At 54.3% G+C, this 14,516-nt stretch carries 14 protein-coding genes and 1 tRNA gene; 6 read left to right on the top strand and 9 right to left on the bottom strand.

The window, feature by feature from the left end; genetic code table 11:
- The first annotated feature begins 33 nt into the window (after positions 1 to 33).
- Entirely contained in the window at positions 34 to 2,271 is a 2,238-nt protein-coding gene (locus FCL49_RS23920; protein ID WP_174355431.1) for a TonB-dependent siderophore receptor, read from the top strand.
- 63 nt (positions 2,272 to 2,334) lie between these two features.
- Here the strand turns inward: FCL49_RS23920 and puuE are convergent, their stop codons facing one another.
- From puuE to FCL49_RS23935, 3 genes are read right to left on the bottom strand one after another with little or no spacing between them, the layout of a single operon-like run.
- On the bottom strand, positions 2,335 to 3,273 hold the full coding sequence (gene puuE / locus FCL49_RS23925) for an allantoinase PuuE (protein WP_174355405.1): 939 nt from the start codon (positions 3,271 to 3,273) through the stop codon (positions 2,335 to 2,337).
- A 17-nt stretch (positions 3,274 to 3,290) separates the two neighbouring features.
- Positions 3,291 to 4,022, bottom strand: coding sequence for an allantoin racemase (gene hpxA, locus FCL49_RS23930; RefSeq protein ID WP_261421017.1), 732 nt, complete (start codon positions 4,020 to 4,022; stop codon positions 3,291 to 3,293).
- Positions 4,022 to 4,183 (bottom strand): hypothetical protein, encoded by a 162-nt coding sequence (locus FCL49_RS23935; protein WP_174355406.1) that lies wholly within the window; start codon positions 4,181 to 4,183, stop codon positions 4,022 to 4,024. Before FCL49_RS23935 ends, hpxA begins: the two co-directional genes overlap by 1 nt.
- A gap of 127 nt (positions 4,184 to 4,310) precedes the next feature.
- Here FCL49_RS23935 and FCL49_RS23940 point away from each other — a divergent pair, with 127 nt between their 5' ends.
- Positions 4,311 to 5,771: an NCS1 family nucleobase:cation symporter-1 gene (locus tag FCL49_RS23940; protein ID WP_174355407.1), complete on the top strand. Its 1,461-nt coding sequence runs from the start codon at positions 4,311 to 4,313 to the stop codon at positions 5,769 to 5,771.
- 46 nt (positions 5,772 to 5,817) lie between these two features.
- Here FCL49_RS23940 and FCL49_RS23945 read toward each other — a convergent pair.
- Both FCL49_RS23945 and dnaQ read right to left on the bottom strand, forming a co-directional pair.
- Positions 5,818 to 5,894 (bottom strand) — tRNA-Asp (locus FCL49_RS23945).
- Between the two features lie 146 nt (positions 5,895 to 6,040).
- Positions 6,041 to 6,781, bottom strand: a complete 741-nt coding sequence (gene dnaQ, locus FCL49_RS23950; RefSeq protein ID WP_174355408.1) for a DNA polymerase III subunit epsilon — start codon at positions 6,779 to 6,781, stop codon at positions 6,041 to 6,043.
- A gap of 72 nt (positions 6,782 to 6,853) precedes the next feature.
- Between dnaQ and rnhA the strand changes: the two genes are divergently transcribed.
- On the top strand, positions 6,854 to 7,321 hold the full coding sequence (gene rnhA / locus FCL49_RS23955) for a ribonuclease HI (protein ID WP_017891706.1): 468 nt from the start codon (positions 6,854 to 6,856) through the stop codon (positions 7,319 to 7,321).
- Here the strand turns inward: rnhA and FCL49_RS23960 are convergent.
- On the bottom strand, positions 7,318 to 8,037 hold the full coding sequence (locus FCL49_RS23960) for a class I SAM-dependent methyltransferase (RefSeq protein ID WP_174355409.1): 720 nt from the start codon (positions 8,035 to 8,037) through the stop codon (positions 7,318 to 7,320). The two genes, rnhA and FCL49_RS23960, sit on opposite strands and share 4 nt — an antisense overlap.
- 44 nt (positions 8,038 to 8,081) lie before the next feature.
- Between FCL49_RS23960 and gloB the strand changes: the two genes are divergently transcribed.
- Complete coding sequence (gene gloB / locus FCL49_RS23965) at positions 8,082 to 8,837, top strand: hydroxyacylglutathione hydrolase (RefSeq protein WP_174355410.1); 756 nt, start codon at positions 8,082 to 8,084, stop codon at positions 8,835 to 8,837.
- 71 nt (positions 8,838 to 8,908) lie between these two features.
- Positions 8,909 to 10,297 carry a murein transglycosylase D gene (gene mltD / locus FCL49_RS23970; RefSeq protein WP_174355433.1) on the top strand — a complete coding sequence of 463 codons (1,389 nt, stop codon included), beginning with the start codon at positions 8,909 to 8,911 and terminating at the stop codon, positions 10,295 to 10,297.
- Between the two features lie 63 nt (positions 10,298 to 10,360).
- Here mltD and FCL49_RS23975 read toward each other — a convergent pair whose 3' ends face one another.
- Together FCL49_RS23975 and FCL49_RS23980 are read right to left on the bottom strand one after the other, a co-directional pair.
- Positions 10,361 to 11,155 (bottom strand): endonuclease/exonuclease/phosphatase family protein, encoded by a 795-nt coding sequence (locus FCL49_RS23975; RefSeq protein ID WP_153857957.1) that lies wholly within the window; start codon positions 11,153 to 11,155, stop codon positions 10,361 to 10,363.
- A gap of 242 nt (positions 11,156 to 11,397) precedes the next feature.
- Positions 11,398 to 12,573, bottom strand: coding sequence for an MFS transporter (locus tag FCL49_RS23980; protein WP_174355411.1), 1,176 nt, complete (start codon positions 12,571 to 12,573; stop codon positions 11,398 to 11,400).
- Positions 12,574 to 12,678: 105 nt separating this feature from the next.
- On the opposite strand from FCL49_RS23980, the gene yafC reads away from it, so the two are divergent.
- On the top strand, positions 12,679 to 13,563 hold the full coding sequence (gene yafC / locus FCL49_RS23985) for a DNA-binding transcriptional regulator YafC (RefSeq protein WP_174355412.1): 885 nt from the start codon (positions 12,679 to 12,681) through the stop codon (positions 13,561 to 13,563).
- A 47-nt stretch (positions 13,564 to 13,610) separates the two neighbouring features.
- Here the strand turns inward: yafC and dkgB are convergent, their stop codons facing one another.
- Complete coding sequence (gene dkgB, locus FCL49_RS23990; protein WP_174355413.1) at positions 13,611 to 14,414, bottom strand: 2,5-didehydrogluconate reductase DkgB; 804 nt, start codon at positions 14,412 to 14,414, stop codon at positions 13,611 to 13,613.
- Positions 14,415 to 14,516: the final 102 nt, after the last annotated feature.

Genomic DNA, 14,516 nt, shown 5'->3' on the forward strand with positions numbered 1-14,516 from the left:
CACACCAATGATGGGAAACACTGGAAGATAATGATGAAGCGCAAACACCTCTGGGTATTAAATCCTTGTCTGCTGGCGATGATCGCCCCAGCAGCAGCCTGGGCAGAAGAACAAAAAAGCGAAGAGCAAATGGTGGTTTCCGCCAGCCGCGCGCACCGTACCGTAGCAGAAATGGCGCAGACCACCTGGGTGATTGAGAGCCAGGAAATTGAGCAACAAGTACAAGGCGGCAAAGAGATCAAGGACATGCTGGCGCAGTTGATCCCGGGTATGGACGTCAGCGGTCAGGGCCGTACCAACTACGGCATGAACCTGCGTGGCCGTTCAATGATGGTGATGATCGACGGCGTGCGTTTGAACTCTTCACGCAGCGACAGCCGCCAGTTGGACTCGATCGACCCGTTTAATATCGACCACATTGAAGTGATCTCCGGTGCCACTTCGCTGTACGGCGGCGGCAGTACCGGCGGATTGATCAATATCGTCACCAAAAAAGGCCAGAAAGAGCAGCAGGTTGAACTGCAGATCGGCGGCAAAACCGGCTTTGGCGGCCATAACGACCACGACGAGAACGTGGCGGCGGCCGTCAGCGGCGGTAACGATAATGCCTCGGGCCGCCTGTCGGTCTCGTACCAGCGTTACGGTGGCTGGTACGACGGCAAGGGTAATGAAGTCCTGATCGATAATACCCAGACCGGCCTGCAGTATTCCGATCGCCTCGACGTGATGGGTACCGGCACCATTAATATCGACGATCACCAGCAGCTGCAACTGACCACTCAGTATTACAAAAGTCAGTCCGATGGCGACCACGGCCTGTTCCTGGGGGAAAATTTCTCCGCGGTGACCGGCAGCGCCAAAGCTTATAACAGCGGCAACCTGAATTCGGATCGTATTCCTGGCACTGAACGTCACCTGATCAACCTGCAGTACTCCAACACCGATTTCCTCGGTCAGGATCTGGTGGCTCAGGTTTATTATCGCGATGAATCGCTGACCTTCTACCCGTTCCCGACGCTGGCAGGCAAAGCACCGAACTACTACGTCAGCAGCATCGGTGCTTCGCAGCAGAAAACCGACTTTTACGGCGGCAAGCTGACGCTGAACAGCAAACCGATCGACGCCCTGACGCTGACCTACGGCATCGACGCCGAGCATGAAAGCTTCAACTCCAACCAGCAGTTCTTCAATCTGGCGAAGGCACAGCAATCCGGCGGCATGACGCTGGAGAATGCCTATAACACCGGTCGCTATCCGGGTTACACCACCAGCAACCTGGCCACCTTTATGCAGGCCAGTTACGATATTAACCCGATCTTTACCCTGAGCGGCGGCGTACGTTATCAGTACACCGAAAACAAGATTGATGACTTTGTCGGTTATAGCCAACAACAGGCCATCGCCACCGGTGGCGCGACCTCTGCGGACGCGATCCCAGGAGGGAAAACCGACTATAACAACGCGCTGTTCAACGCCGGCCTGCTGGCGCACCTGACCGAACGCCAACAGACCTGGGTCAACTTCTCGCAGGGCTACGAGATCCCGGATCCGGGCAAATATTACGGCAATGGCACATATTCGCTGAATAATGGCCACTATCAGTTGAACAAAAGCGTCAACGTCGGCGACTCCAAGCTGGAAGGCATCAAGGTTAACTCCTATGAGCTCGGCTGGCGCTATACCGGTGACAACCTGCGTACGCAGATCGCCGGCTACTACTCACTGTCTGATAAGAGTATTTCAGTAAACAAAACCGATATGACCATCAACGTCAATTCGGATAAGCGTCGTATCTACGGGGTGGAAGGCGCGGTCGATTACTTCTTCGAAGACAGTGACTGGAGTGCGGGCACCAACTTCAACTTCATTCGCTCCGAGACCAAGGTCAACGGCGAGTGGAAAAAGTTGCTGGTGGACACCGCCAGCCCGTCGAAAGTCACCGCTTATGTCGGCTGGGCTCCGGGCGACTGGAACCTGCGTCTGCAGTCACAGCAGAGCTTCGACGTCTCGGATGACGGCGATTACACCAAGGTCGGCTCCACGCAGGGCCGCAAAATTGATGGCTACAACACCATCGATTTCCTCGGCAGCTATGCCCTGCCGGTGGGTAAACTCAGCTTCAGCGTAGAGAACCTGCTGGACAAGGAATACACCACCGTCTGGGGCCAGCGCGCACCGATCCTCTATAGCCCAACCTACGGCTCACCAGAGCTTTACAGCTATAAAGGCCGTGGCCGCACCTTTGGTCTGAACTACTCCGTCCTGTTCTGATCCTTGCCTGGGCGCATTTTCGCGCCCAAACAGAATGAAGAAAGGGCCACTTCGGCCCTTTCTTCAATTCTTGAACGGGTGCTGCGCTACCCAGTGCTCGGCGATATCCTGCCGCCGGCATATCCAGACCCGATCGTGTTGCTCGATATAATCCAGAAAACGCTGCAATGCGCGAAACTTGCCAGGACGCCCCAGCAAGCGGCAATGCATACCGACTGACAACATCTTCGGCGACTCTGCCCCTTCGGCGTACAGCACGTCAAAGCTGTCTTTCAGATAGGTAAAGAACTGCTCACCGGTGTTAAATCCCTGCGGCGAGGCAAAGCGCATGTCGTTAGCCTCTAGCGTATAGGGCACGATCAAATGCGGTTTCTTCTCGCCATTGGCGCACTGCACTTCGGTCCAGAACGGCAGATCATCACCGTAATAATCGCTGTCGTACAACAGGCCACCTTGCTCCACCACCAACCGGCGGGTGTTCGGGCTGTCGCGGCCTGTATACCAGCCGAGCGGTGCCTTGCCGAACAGATCGCTCAATACTGTGATGGCCTGCTGCATATGCTGCCGTTCAGTCGCTTCATCCATATGTTGATAGTGGATCCAGCGCCAGCCGTGGCTGACTACGTCGTAATCAGCATTTTTTATCGCTTCAACCACTAACGGATTACGGGCCAACGCCATCGCCACGCCAAATACCGTCAGCGGCAGACCACGACGCTGAAACTCATTATGAATGCGCCAGAAACCAGCACGTGAACCATATTCGTACAGGGAATCCATCGACATGTGCCGTTCGGGATAACTGGCAGCACCAATGATATCGGAAAGAAATTGTTCAGAACCGGCGTCGCCGTGCAGCACGTTATTTTCCGCGCCCTCTTCGTAGTTGAGAACAAACTGCACTGCGATTCGCGCCTGACCAGGCCAAGCTGCGTGTGGCGGACGTCCACCATAACCGATCAAATCTCGAGGATAGTTTTTATTGAACTGGTACTCACTCATTGCCGTTTCCCTATTGATTACCCGTTAAAGTCAGCAAACATGCCGGACAAAGGTTTTGCCAGCGGAAAATCCAGATCGCCGTGTTTGCTGGTACTCAGACCTAACGCATGCAACGACTCGATCATTTTCACCGCCGCACTGACGCCGTCAATCACCGGGATGCCCAAATCCTGCGTCAGCTCACGAGCCAAATCGGCCATGCCACCGCAGCCAAGTACAATCGCCCCGCTGCCGTCCTGTTGTTTTGCCTGAATACACCGCTCACGCACCTTTTGCTGCGCCAGGCCGCTGCCGTCTTCCAGCGCCAACACCGGCAGGTCGATAGCATGCAGTGCGGCGCAGTGGCGCTCAAAACCGTATTGATGCAGTAAATGCCGCGCAATCACCAGCGTACGCGGCAGCGTGGTGACGATGGAAAAACGCGTCGCTACCAGCGTCGCCATATGCATGGCCGCCTCGGCGATGCCAATCACCGGCCGGTTTGCCAACTCCCGCGCGGCCAGCAACCCCGGATCGCCAAAACAGGCAATGACATGGCCGCTGACGCCCGCCTCCCGCCCCAACTTCACCTGCTGCAAGACGCCGATGGCAGCAATGGCTTCGTCAAAATGCCCTTCTATTGAAGCAACGCCTTCCTGTGGGCAGACCGCCAGGATCTCGGTTCCCGGCGCGGCGACAGCTCGGGCAGCCGCGCCTATGGTTTCAGTCATCGCCCGGCTGGTGTTTGGATTGATCAGTTGAATTTTAATCAAAATACCCACCCATTCTGATTACGCATCAGACGTTGTGCACCATGTCCGGGCATTTTTCCCCCCCACTGCACTGCACCAAAGCGCGACGTCACCTTCAACCCCATGACGAAAATACAAATATGCCGTTCGTCCTCAGTCGTTTGAATGCCCATTGTCATTCTGCTCCTCCTGGGGTAGGTACATTAAACATAGCCAGAAATATCGAGTTGGTCTGGATCCTGCAAAGCCCCTGCTAACCACCGTTGCTAAAAACGTTCGAATACCATTTCGAGAGGAGCAGGATTTATGCCAACCCCTAATGAAAACTATAGCCCCAAGCTGTGTAACGACGACCTGGCCCCCACGCGTGACCAGAACTGGAGCTGGTACAACATCTTTTCTTTCTGGATGTCGGATGTACACAGCATGGGCGGTTATGTGGTGGCCGCCAGCTTCTTCGCCCTCGGCCTGTCTAGCTGGCAGGTATTGATTTGCCTGCTGGTAGGAATTTGCATAGTGCAGTTTTGCGCCAACCTGGTGGCCAAACCCAGCCAGCTCGGCGGCGTACCCTACGCGGTATTAAGTCGTCAGGCGTTTGGCGTGTTCGGTGCCAATATTCCGGCGGTGATCCGTGGCATGATCGCCTTCGCCTGGTACGGCATCCAGACCTATCTGGCCTCCAACGCGCTGATGCTGACACTATTAAAATTCTTCCCGACGCTGGAGCCGATGACCCAGCCGCATTTCCTCGGGCTGTCACAACTGGGTTGGGTCTGTTACATCACCATGTGGCTGTTGCAGGCGATGGTGTTCTGGCACGGCATGCAGGCGATTAAGCGTTTTATCGATATCGCCGGGCCGGCGGTGTATCTGGTGATGTTCGCGCTGGCGGGCTGGATTGTTTACCGCGTCGGCTTCTCCAACCTTTCACTCACTCTCGCGAGTAAAAACCTGAGCTCCGGTGAACAAGGCTGGCTGATGCTGACCGCCACCGCACTGGTGGTGTCCTATTTTTCCGGGCCGCTGCTTAACTTTGGCGACTTTACCCGCTACGGTAAAAGCTTTGCCGAAGTGCAGCGTGGCAACCGCTGGGGTTTACCCTTCAACTATCTGCTGTTCTCGCTGGTAACTGTAGTGATCGTTTCCGGCACTCTGCCGCTGTTCGGGCAACTCATTACCGACCCGATCGAAACCGTCACCCGCCTCGACAGCGATATCGCCGTCGCCCTTGGCTTGCTGACCATGATTGTCGCCACTATCGGTATTAATATCGTGGCCAACTTTGTGTCGCCGGCGTTTGATTTTTCCAACTGCTCGCCGCAGAAGATCAGCTTCCGCACCGGCGGGATGATCGCCGCCGTCGGCTCATTCCTGCTGACGCCGTGGAACCTGTTCCAGTCCCCCGAACTGATTCATTACACGCTGGACGTTCTGGCAGCCTTTATCGGCCCGCTGTTCGGCATTTTGTTGGTAGACTTTTACATCATCAAACGTGGTGAGCTGCACGTCGATGACCTGTATAACGCCACGCCAAACGGCCGTTATTGGTACAAGAATGGGTTCAACCCGAATGCGATTTGGGCTTTGGTGCCGTCGGTAATTATCGGACTGGCGATCAGTTTCACGCCGGGCCTGCATCAGGTGGCGAATTTCAGTTGGTTTATTGGTGCAGCATTGGGTGGGGGATGCTATCGAATCATTGCCCGGCGCGAATGGGCAGCCAATCAGGCGGTGACCTTTGCCAGAGCAGAATTGAGCAAAGATTAAAAACAACGAAGCCCTGAGTTATTGCTAACTCAGGGCTTCTTAATGTTGGCGGAACGGACGGGGCTCGAACCCGCGACCCCCTGCGTGACAGGCAGGTATTCTAACCAACTGAACTACCGCTCCGCGCCGTTCTTCTCTTTCGAGAGGAACGAGGCGCATATTACGGTTGAGCCACTATGCCGTCAATGCCTTTTTCTTACCAAATGAACCGTTTGCACAGTTTTTCAACTAACAGGGCCGAAAGACTCTCTGCCCAGATTAAAACCGCGTTATTCAGCTTCCGTGCGCCACAGGCAACTGCCGCCCTTTTTCGCCACTAAATCCAGACGTGCTTCGTGGGCTACCACTTCTTCATCGCTGGCATAGACGACTTTCATCGTCGTCGCCGGGCGCACAATACGCTGAATGTCCTGCGTGGAGTTGCTATTTTGCGTATCGCCTTCCATCTGGAATGCCATCGACGTCTGCCCACCGGTCATCGCCAGATAGACTTCCGCCAGGATCTCGGCATCGAGCAAGGCGCCGTGCAGCGTACGCTTGCTGTTGTCTATCTCGTAACGGCCGCATAACGCATCGAGGTTGTTGCGCTTGCCGGGGAACAGGCGGCGCGCCATTAACAGGCTGTCGGTGATGGTACAGAAGGTATCAGTCTTCGGGATGCCCTGCTGCAGCATGCGGAATTCGTGATCCATAAAGCCGATGTCGAACGCCGCGTTATGGATGACTAACTCGCCGCCGCGGATAAAGTCGATAAACTCATCGGCAATTTGGGCAAAGGTCGGCTTATCCGCCAGGAACTCATCGCTGATGCCGTGAACCCCATAGGCTTCTGGATCCACCAGCCGATCCGGCTTGATGTAGACGTGGTAGTGACGACCGGTCGGGCGGCGGTTAATCACTTCCAGCGCACCAATTTCAATGATGCGGTGGCCTTCGTAATGTACCCCGAGTTTGTTCATACCGGTGGTTTCGGTATCGAGGACAATCTGTCTGGTGGTTGTAGAGATCATATTGCAGTGCTCGCAGCGCTTGTTTATGTCAGACTTGGCTTTTATAAAACTGATAGGAAGAGTCTACCAGAGATGCTCAAACAGGTAGAAATTTTCACCGACGGCTCCTGCCTTGGCAATCCGGGCCCCGGTGGGTATGGTGCAATACTGCGCTATAAGCAGACTGAAAAAACCTTCAGCGCGGGCTTCCGCCTGACCACCAACAACCGCATGGAGATGATGGCAGCGATTGTCGCGCTGGAAGCTCTGACTACGCCCTGCGAAGTGACTCTGAGCACCGACAGCCAGTATGTACGCCAGGGCATCACCACCTGGATCCACAACTGGAAAAAGCGCGGCTGGAAAACGGCCGACAAAAAACCGGTCAAGAATGTCGATTTATGGCAGCGGTTGGATTTGGCCATTCAACGCCATACGGTTAAATGGGAATGGGTCAAGGGCCACGCCGGCCATCCGGAAAACGAACGCTGCGACGTGCTGGCGCGCGATGCGGCCGGCAATCCAACCCAGGATGATGTCGGTTACAAACCGGAAAGTTAAGGCAGTTTGCGATAACTCTTGGTCGCGCCGACGGCGCGGCTGAGAGCGGGTTTCCTCGCACCGAATTTCATCGGCGTTGGCGTCAGCGGCAAGGTGCGTTTACGCGCCACAATCACGCTCATGCAGCCCAACGCTGGCAAATGAGTGCATAAGAACTTCCCGCCTTTACGCTGCCACGGCAACACGTGAAAACGCGACTGATGCAGTACTTCATAATTCAGCAGGCTCAGCCAGTCCAACAAACGCATCTGGGTGAACATCCGGCTTGCATAAGGCTGACGGTGACGTAACCCAGGCACCAATTTCCCCAAACCCAAAAGACTAAACGGATTGAAGCTGCTGATCACCAGCCAGCCATCGTCAATCAACACGCGATCAACCTCTCGCAGCATGCGGTGCGGGTCATCAGCATAGGACAGCGTATGCGCCAACAGGCAGGCATCCACCGATTTGGCAGCAAAGGGGAGCTGGTAAGCATCCGCGATCACCTGCAGGTTCTCACCTTCCAGGCCTACATTCACCTGATGAGAAATAGCGCATTTGTCGGTCGCCAGACTGGCACTGAGATTACCGAGCTTTAGCAGGTGGAAACCAAACAGCTTCGACCACCAGGGTTGCAACTGCCGCTCAAGCGCCTCACGATAGTATTCCCCCCACGGCAACTCCGCCCAGGACTGTGGGCCGGTGAGCTTTTGTAGAGTATGGGCTGGTTTCATGATTTATTATCTTCTTTCAAGCCGTTGCCAACGAGAGGTCCAACATGAATCTTATCAGCATTCCCGCCTTCCAGGACAATTACATTTGGTTATTGGATAACCAGCAGGGGCATTGCATTATCGTCGATCCCGGCGAAGCGCAGCCGGTATTGGAAACTCTGGCTCGCCTGAGTCTGACACCTGACGCGATCCTGCTGACCCACCATCATCACGATCACGTTGGTGGCGTAGCGCAAATTGTGGCGCGTTATTCCGGGCTGAAAGTCTATGGGCCGCAGGAAACTGCCGACAAGGGGGCTAATCACATCGTTCATGACGGCGAAACCATCGAAATTAACGGCCAAAAATTCGCCACAATCGCGGTTCCCGGTCATACCTTGGGCCATGTAGCATTCTATAGCGCACCTTATCTGTTCTGCGGAGACACTATTTTCTCTGCCGGCTGCGGAAGGCTTTTTGAAGGAACCGCAGAGCAAATGTTCAACTCATTTCAACAGCTCGCGCAACTTCCCGATAACACCTTAATTTGTTGCGCGCATGAATATACGCTTTCAAATCTTAAGTTTGCGCGAGCTATTTTGCCAGAAGATCGACACATTGAAACATATCAGCAACAAGTTGAGGCGTTACGGGCAAAAGGCCAACCCAGTGTGCCAACCAAGCTACAATTAGAGCGTAAAATTAACCTATTTTTACGCTGTCATGACACTGATTTACAAAGAAAATTAGGCTTTCATACGCCACCAGAGCACCTTCATTCAGTTTTTTCCGAATTACGCCTGCGTAAAGACAACTTCTGAGCTTTTAGTTGTGTTGTTTGGCGAAGCAAAGTATGATTGCTCGTCTTTTAAGCAACTACATTGACACACACATGAAGGCTAAAGCGATATTTCTCGCCTCAGTCTTGCTAGTGGGGTGCCAGTCGTCCAGGCAGGACGCACCGGCCCCAGAACAGCATGCACAGAGTTTGTCTTCGGCAGGTCAAGAAGGTGAAGCAGGAGAGTACACAGCGAATGGTCGAGCGAGCTCGGCGCGGTGGCTAGATAACAATAGTGGTGCCGCGCAACAGAACCTGTGGAACTTCATTAGCGACGAGCTGAAGATGGAGGTTCCGGAAAATTCCCGGATCCGTGATCAAAAAAGAAAGTACCTAAAAAGTAAGAGCTATCTCCACGATGTAACATTACGGGCAGAGCCGTACATGTACTGGATAGTCGGGCAGATTAAGAAACGCAATATGCCGATGGAACTGGTACTGCTACCCATAGTGGAGAGCGCTTTTGACCCCCACGCCACGTCAAGTGCCAACGCCGCAGGGCTATGGCAAATCGTGCCGCAAACGGGTCGGAATTATGGTTTGAAAAACAACCAGTGGTATGACGGGCGACGCGATGTCGTGGCCTCGACAACTGCTGCGCTTGATATGATGCAGTATTTGAACCGCATGTTTAACGGTGACTGGTTACTGACCATTGCCGCTTATAACAGTGGTGAAGGCCGTGTCATGCAGGCGGTTAAGGCGAATAAACGCCAGGGTAAGCCAACCAATTTCTGGGCATTGTCGCTTCCACGTGAAACGTCAATTTATGTCCCGAAAATGCTGGCGCTGAGCGACATCATTAAAAACAGCAAGAAGTACGGTATCAATCTGCCCAAGACTGATAACACCCGTGCACTGGCGCGTATTGATGTTGGGCAGCAAATACAGTTAACTCAGGCGGCTGAGATGGCTGGGCTTTCACTGACCAAGATGAAGGCTTACAACCCAGGCTACAAAAAAGGCGTTACGGCACCCAACGGGCCCCATTACATTATGGTTCCCAAAGGTCATGCCGATCAGCTGAAAGACTCGTTGGCCGATGGCCAGATCGCAGTGACTCAGCCAACCACTCAGTTGGCGAAAAACAGCGGTTTGACTGGTGGCAGCTCGTATAAAGTGCGCTCCGGCGACACGGTATCGGGCATTGCCAAGCGGTTGAATATCAAGTCCAGCGATTTGCAGAGTTGGAACAATTTGCGCGCCAAGAGCACGCTAAAAGTTGGGCAAACCCTGCAAGTGGCCAGTAATACCGGCAGTAACAGCAGTATCACCTACCAGGTTCGTAAAGGTGATTCGCTTGCCAGTATTGCACGTCGTCACGGCGTCGATATTAACGACGTGATGCGTTGGAACTCAACGCTTGCCAAAGCCAACAGCAACCTGCAACCGGGTCTGAAATTGACCCTGTTTGTCAGCGATAAAACGTCGCCGGATACCTAAATTTTCGGCACAAAAAAAGCACCCTTCGGGGTGCTTTTTTATTGTCTGAATACGGTGCCAACATTACCAGTGCGGCTTGTCGGCCTCTGGGTGAAACTCCACCAGCAGCGGATTATGATCCGATGCGCTGGTCACCAGCACCGAAGCTTCTGCTACCCCCATATTGCGATAAAACACAAAGTCCAGCGGGCGGCCAAATGCCTTGCGGCGGTGATCGTCGGTAAAGTTCACCTCACGCAATGCCATATCACTGGCAAACTGATACAGCGCATTAATTCGCTTACGGCTCCAGGCATTAAAATCCCCGGCCATGATCACCGGCCCATGGTGATTGGCAATCTGCTCACCAATCGGCCCCAGCTGCTTGCTGTAAACGTCCACGCCCAGGCTGAAATTCACCGCATGGATATTCACCACCATCAAAAGCTGACCGTTAAACAACGGGTAGACGGTAATCAGCGCCGACTTGGACAGCCGCAGCAATGGCTCACGTTCACGCAATGGGCAACAATAGACCGGATGCGCCGCCGCCAGCGTCATTACGCCGGAAGGATGCTGAGGCAACACAAATGCCGGCACCTGATCGGCAGCCAGATAGTTTGAGGTGGCAAAGCTCACCAGCTCAGGCGTGGTTTGCGCCTCCTGCAACAGCACCAACTGCGCATCCTTGCCATAACTTTTCAGCACCGAAAGCCAATCGGCCCGCTGCTGTTTAAAGATATTCCACACCATCACCCGTAATGCGCCGGACGTGGGCAATGCAGCCCCAGGCGGCAGCGGTTGGTTGATGGCGCCAGGGAAAATTCGCTCAACTGGCTGACCTGCAACATACCTCATTGCATAAGTTCGTTTCGGCACGCTATTCGCCTATTTCCCATTAGGATAAAACTGGCAGTGACATTCCCGCCAACAATGAATTGATTATACGCCTGCCCTCGGCTGACGGCATGGCTTTTAGGGGTTATACCCTTTCAGTTATAGGGGCGTGATTCAAGGATTTCAATATTCTGACAGTATATGTGTGTAAAGGTTGGCGGTGACGTGTCATAAATGCGAAAAGGCCCGCAAAATGCGGGCCAGAGAAGAGAGAGTGAGGAGGTTTATGCCAATTGCGACCGGTATTTCTTATCCAAACGCCCACTTAGACCAACCAACAATAGAGCCACCAGCACAATCAAGGCACCCATCCACGGTGTCTGAGCCAGCCCCAAGGTGGCTACCGTTTGCCCACCAATCACCGAACCCAGCGCAATGCCCACGTTGAAAGCCGCAATGTTCAGGCCGGAAGCCACATCCACCGCGTTTGGCGTGTACTGCTCGGCTTTCTGTACCACATACACCTGCAGACCTGGAACGTTACCGAAGGCAAACACTCCCATAACGATCACCGTCAACAGTGCCGCGATGCTGTGGCTGGCGGTGAATTGGAACACCAGCAGCAGAACGGCCAGCGCGGCAAAAATAAAGCTGAGTGCGCGTACCGCTCCGTGACGATCTGCCAGTTTTCCGCCCCAAATGTTGCCAATCGCCACGGCAATGCCGTAGGCCAACAGGATCCAGCTTACTGCCGGGGCGGAGAAACCCGCCAGTTCCTGCATCATCGGTGCCAGGAAGGTGAAAGTCGTGAACACCCCGCCGTAACCCAGTGCAGTAATGGCGTAAATCAGTAACAGGCGAGGATGGGTCAGCACTTTAAACTGCTCCCTAATACTGGCGCTGGCCTGATTTTTAATGTTGTTTGGCACCAAAATAGCGCTGGCTACGGTGGCGATTACCCCAATCAGTGATACTGCCAGGAAGGTTTCACGCCAGCCAAAGTGCTGACCGATAAAGGTCCCCAATGGCACCCCTGTCACCAGCGCCACGGTCAGGCCACCAAACATGATGGCGATCGCCGAAGCGGCCTTCTCTTTCGCGACCAGACTGGTCGCAATGGTAGAACCGATTGAGAAGAAGACCCCGTGAGCCAGGCCAGTCAGCAAACGGGCCACCACCAGCGTCCCATAGCCAGGCGACTGCCAGGCCAATAAGTTACCGAGAGTGAACAGCACCATCAGGCTGATCAGCAGCAACTTACGTGGCACGCGACCGGTTAAGGCTGTCAGCACCGGTGCGCCGATGGCCACGCCGATAGCATAGATGGTCACCAGCAGCCCGGCAGAAGGCACGGTCACCCCCAGCTGTTCTGCGATAGTCGGGATAAGTCCGACAATTACGAACTCCGTGGTGCCGATAGCAAAGGCACTGATGGTCAATGCAAGTAATGCGAGAGGCATCTTTTTACTCCAAATAGCATTCAGGTTGATGGCGGCTATTATCGACCCGTGCTTAAATGATAAAAATGCTCAAAATATCAAATTAATTTTGCCAAAGGAGCAACAGTGAAAGCGAATTCTGATGAGTTAATTACCTTTGTCACCGTGGTGGAAAGCGGTAGCTTCAGCCGGGCAGCAGAACAACTGGATCAGGCCAATTCGGTGGTCAGCCGCACGGTCAAGAAGCTGGAAGCCAAGCTGGGCGTGACGTTACTCAACCGCACTACGCGCCAAATCAGTCTGACGCAGGAAGGGGAAAGCTATTTCCGTCAGGTGCAGAAGGTACTGAGTGATATGGCTGCGGCGGAGAATGCGCTGATGGAGAGCCGTCAGCGGCCGCAGGGGCTATTACGCGTCGATGCCGCCACCCCGGTGGTGCTGCACGTCTTGACCCCGCTGGTGGCGGAGTTTCGGGCGCTGTATCCGGAAATGTCGTTGTCGCTGGTGTCATCGGAGAACTTTATCAATCTGATTGAGCGCAAAGTGGATATCGCCATCCGCGTCGGCGAGTTGACCGACTCCAGCCTTAAGGCGCGCAAGCTGATGACCAGCTACCGGCGTGTCCTGGCCTCGCCCGCCTATTTGGCACAGTACGGCACGCCTGGCACGGTCGAGGAGCTGGAGCAGCATAGCTGCATTGGTTTTAACGATCTGCCCAGCCTCAACCGCTGGCCACTAGCCTGCGCTGATGGCCGCCAGTTGGAAATTGCTCCGAGCCTGACCACCAACAGTGGGGAAACCCAGCGTCATCTGTGTCTGCACGGCAACGGTATTGCCTGCCTGTCGAATTTTATGATTGACGCAGATATCCAACGCGGCGATCTGGTGCCGATTTTGGTTGAAGAAACCCTGCCGGTAGCAATGCCAGTAAACGCGGTGTATTACAGCGACAGCGCGGTCAGCAATCGCCTGCGCAGCTTTATCGATTTTATCAGTGAACGATTGGCGTAATAAAAAAGGCGCCCCTGTGGGCGCCCCGATGCATAAGTGAGAAAGAATCAATCCCAGTTGGGTGCCAGCCCTTCCGGGCTGACCAGACGTCCATTGTTTTCCAGCCTGGCGATCTCTGTCATTTCATCAGCGGTCAGCGTCAGCTGCTGAGCCAACAGGTTGCTCACCAGGTTTTCACGCTTGGTTGATGATGGGATCACCGCATAACCCAGTTGCAACGCCCAGGCCAGGATAACCTGCGCCGGGGTGGCATGGCGGCGTTCCGCGATAGCCTTGATGGTCTCATCCTGCAGCGCTTTGCCATAGGCCAGCGTCATGTAGGAAGTGATGGCGATGCCGTGCTGCTGGGCAAACTCCACCACTTTGCGGTTCTGCAGATAGGGTGACAGCTCGATCTGGTTAGTGGCAATCTGATCGCTACCTACGGCATCAATCGCCTGCTGCATCAGATCCAGAGTGAAGTTGGACACCCCAATCTGGCGGGTCAGGCCCAGTTTTTTGGCTTCCGCCAGTTCGGTCATAAACTCGGCCACCGAGACTTCGTCATTCGGCGAAGGCCAGTGGATCAGAGTCAGATCCACATAGCTGGTTTGCAGTTTGCTCAGGCTCTCTCTCAAGCTTGGGATCAGCTTGCCCTTCGCCAGATTGGCGATCCAGATTTTGGTGGTGATAAACAACTCGTCACGTGGCACGCCGCTGGCAGCGATTGCCTGGCCCACCGCGGCTTCATTTTCGTAGATCTGTGCGGTATCAATGACACGATACCCCAGCTCCAGCGCCGTGCTGACCGAGTCGATGACAACCTGATCCTGAAGACGGAAGGTACCTAAACCAAATGCAGGGATGCTCATAATTTTATTCTCTCATTAGGATGTTGAAGCGATATGGGAGGATTATGGCAACTGTTTTGTTGATCAAAAACGCCCTATTGTGCATAAGACTTTTGATTAAAC

The organism is Serratia proteamaculans (genome assembly GCF_013337185.1).
In the GTDB taxonomy this organism is placed as follows: Bacteria; Pseudomonadota; Gammaproteobacteria; order Enterobacterales; family Enterobacteriaceae; genus Serratia; species Serratia proteamaculans_D.

Coding starts and splice junctions, on each gene's coding strand:
- FCL49_RS23920 (WP_174355431.1), top strand. CDS start 34: ATGAAGCGCAAACACCTCTGGGTATTAAATCCTTGTCTGCTGGCGATG.
- puuE (WP_174355405.1), bottom strand. CDS start 3,273: ATGAGTGAGTACCAGTTCAATAAAAACTATCCTCGAGATTTGATCGGT.
- FCL49_RS23935 (WP_174355406.1), bottom strand. CDS start 4,183: ATGACAATGGGCATTCAAACGACTGAGGACGAACGGCATATTTGTATT.
- FCL49_RS23940 (WP_174355407.1), top strand. CDS start 4,311: ATGCCAACCCCTAATGAAAACTATAGCCCCAAGCTGTGTAACGACGAC.
- dnaQ (WP_174355408.1), bottom strand. CDS start 6,781: ATGATCTCTACAACCACCAGACAGATTGTCCTCGATACCGAAACCACC.
- rnhA (WP_017891706.1), top strand. CDS start 6,854: ATGCTCAAACAGGTAGAAATTTTCACCGACGGCTCCTGCCTTGGCAAT.
- FCL49_RS23960 (WP_174355409.1), bottom strand. CDS start 8,037: ATGAAACCAGCCCATACTCTACAAAAGCTCACCGGCCCACAGTCCTGG.
- gloB (WP_174355410.1), top strand. CDS start 8,082: ATGAATCTTATCAGCATTCCCGCCTTCCAGGACAATTACATTTGGTTA.
- mltD (WP_174355433.1), top strand. CDS start 8,909: ATGAAGGCTAAAGCGATATTTCTCGCCTCAGTCTTGCTAGTGGGGTGC.
- FCL49_RS23980 (WP_174355411.1), bottom strand. CDS start 12,573: ATGCCTCTCGCATTACTTGCATTGACCATCAGTGCCTTTGCTATCGGC.
- dkgB (WP_174355413.1), bottom strand. CDS start 14,414: ATGAGCATCCCTGCATTTGGTTTAGGTACCTTCCGTCTTCAGGATCAG.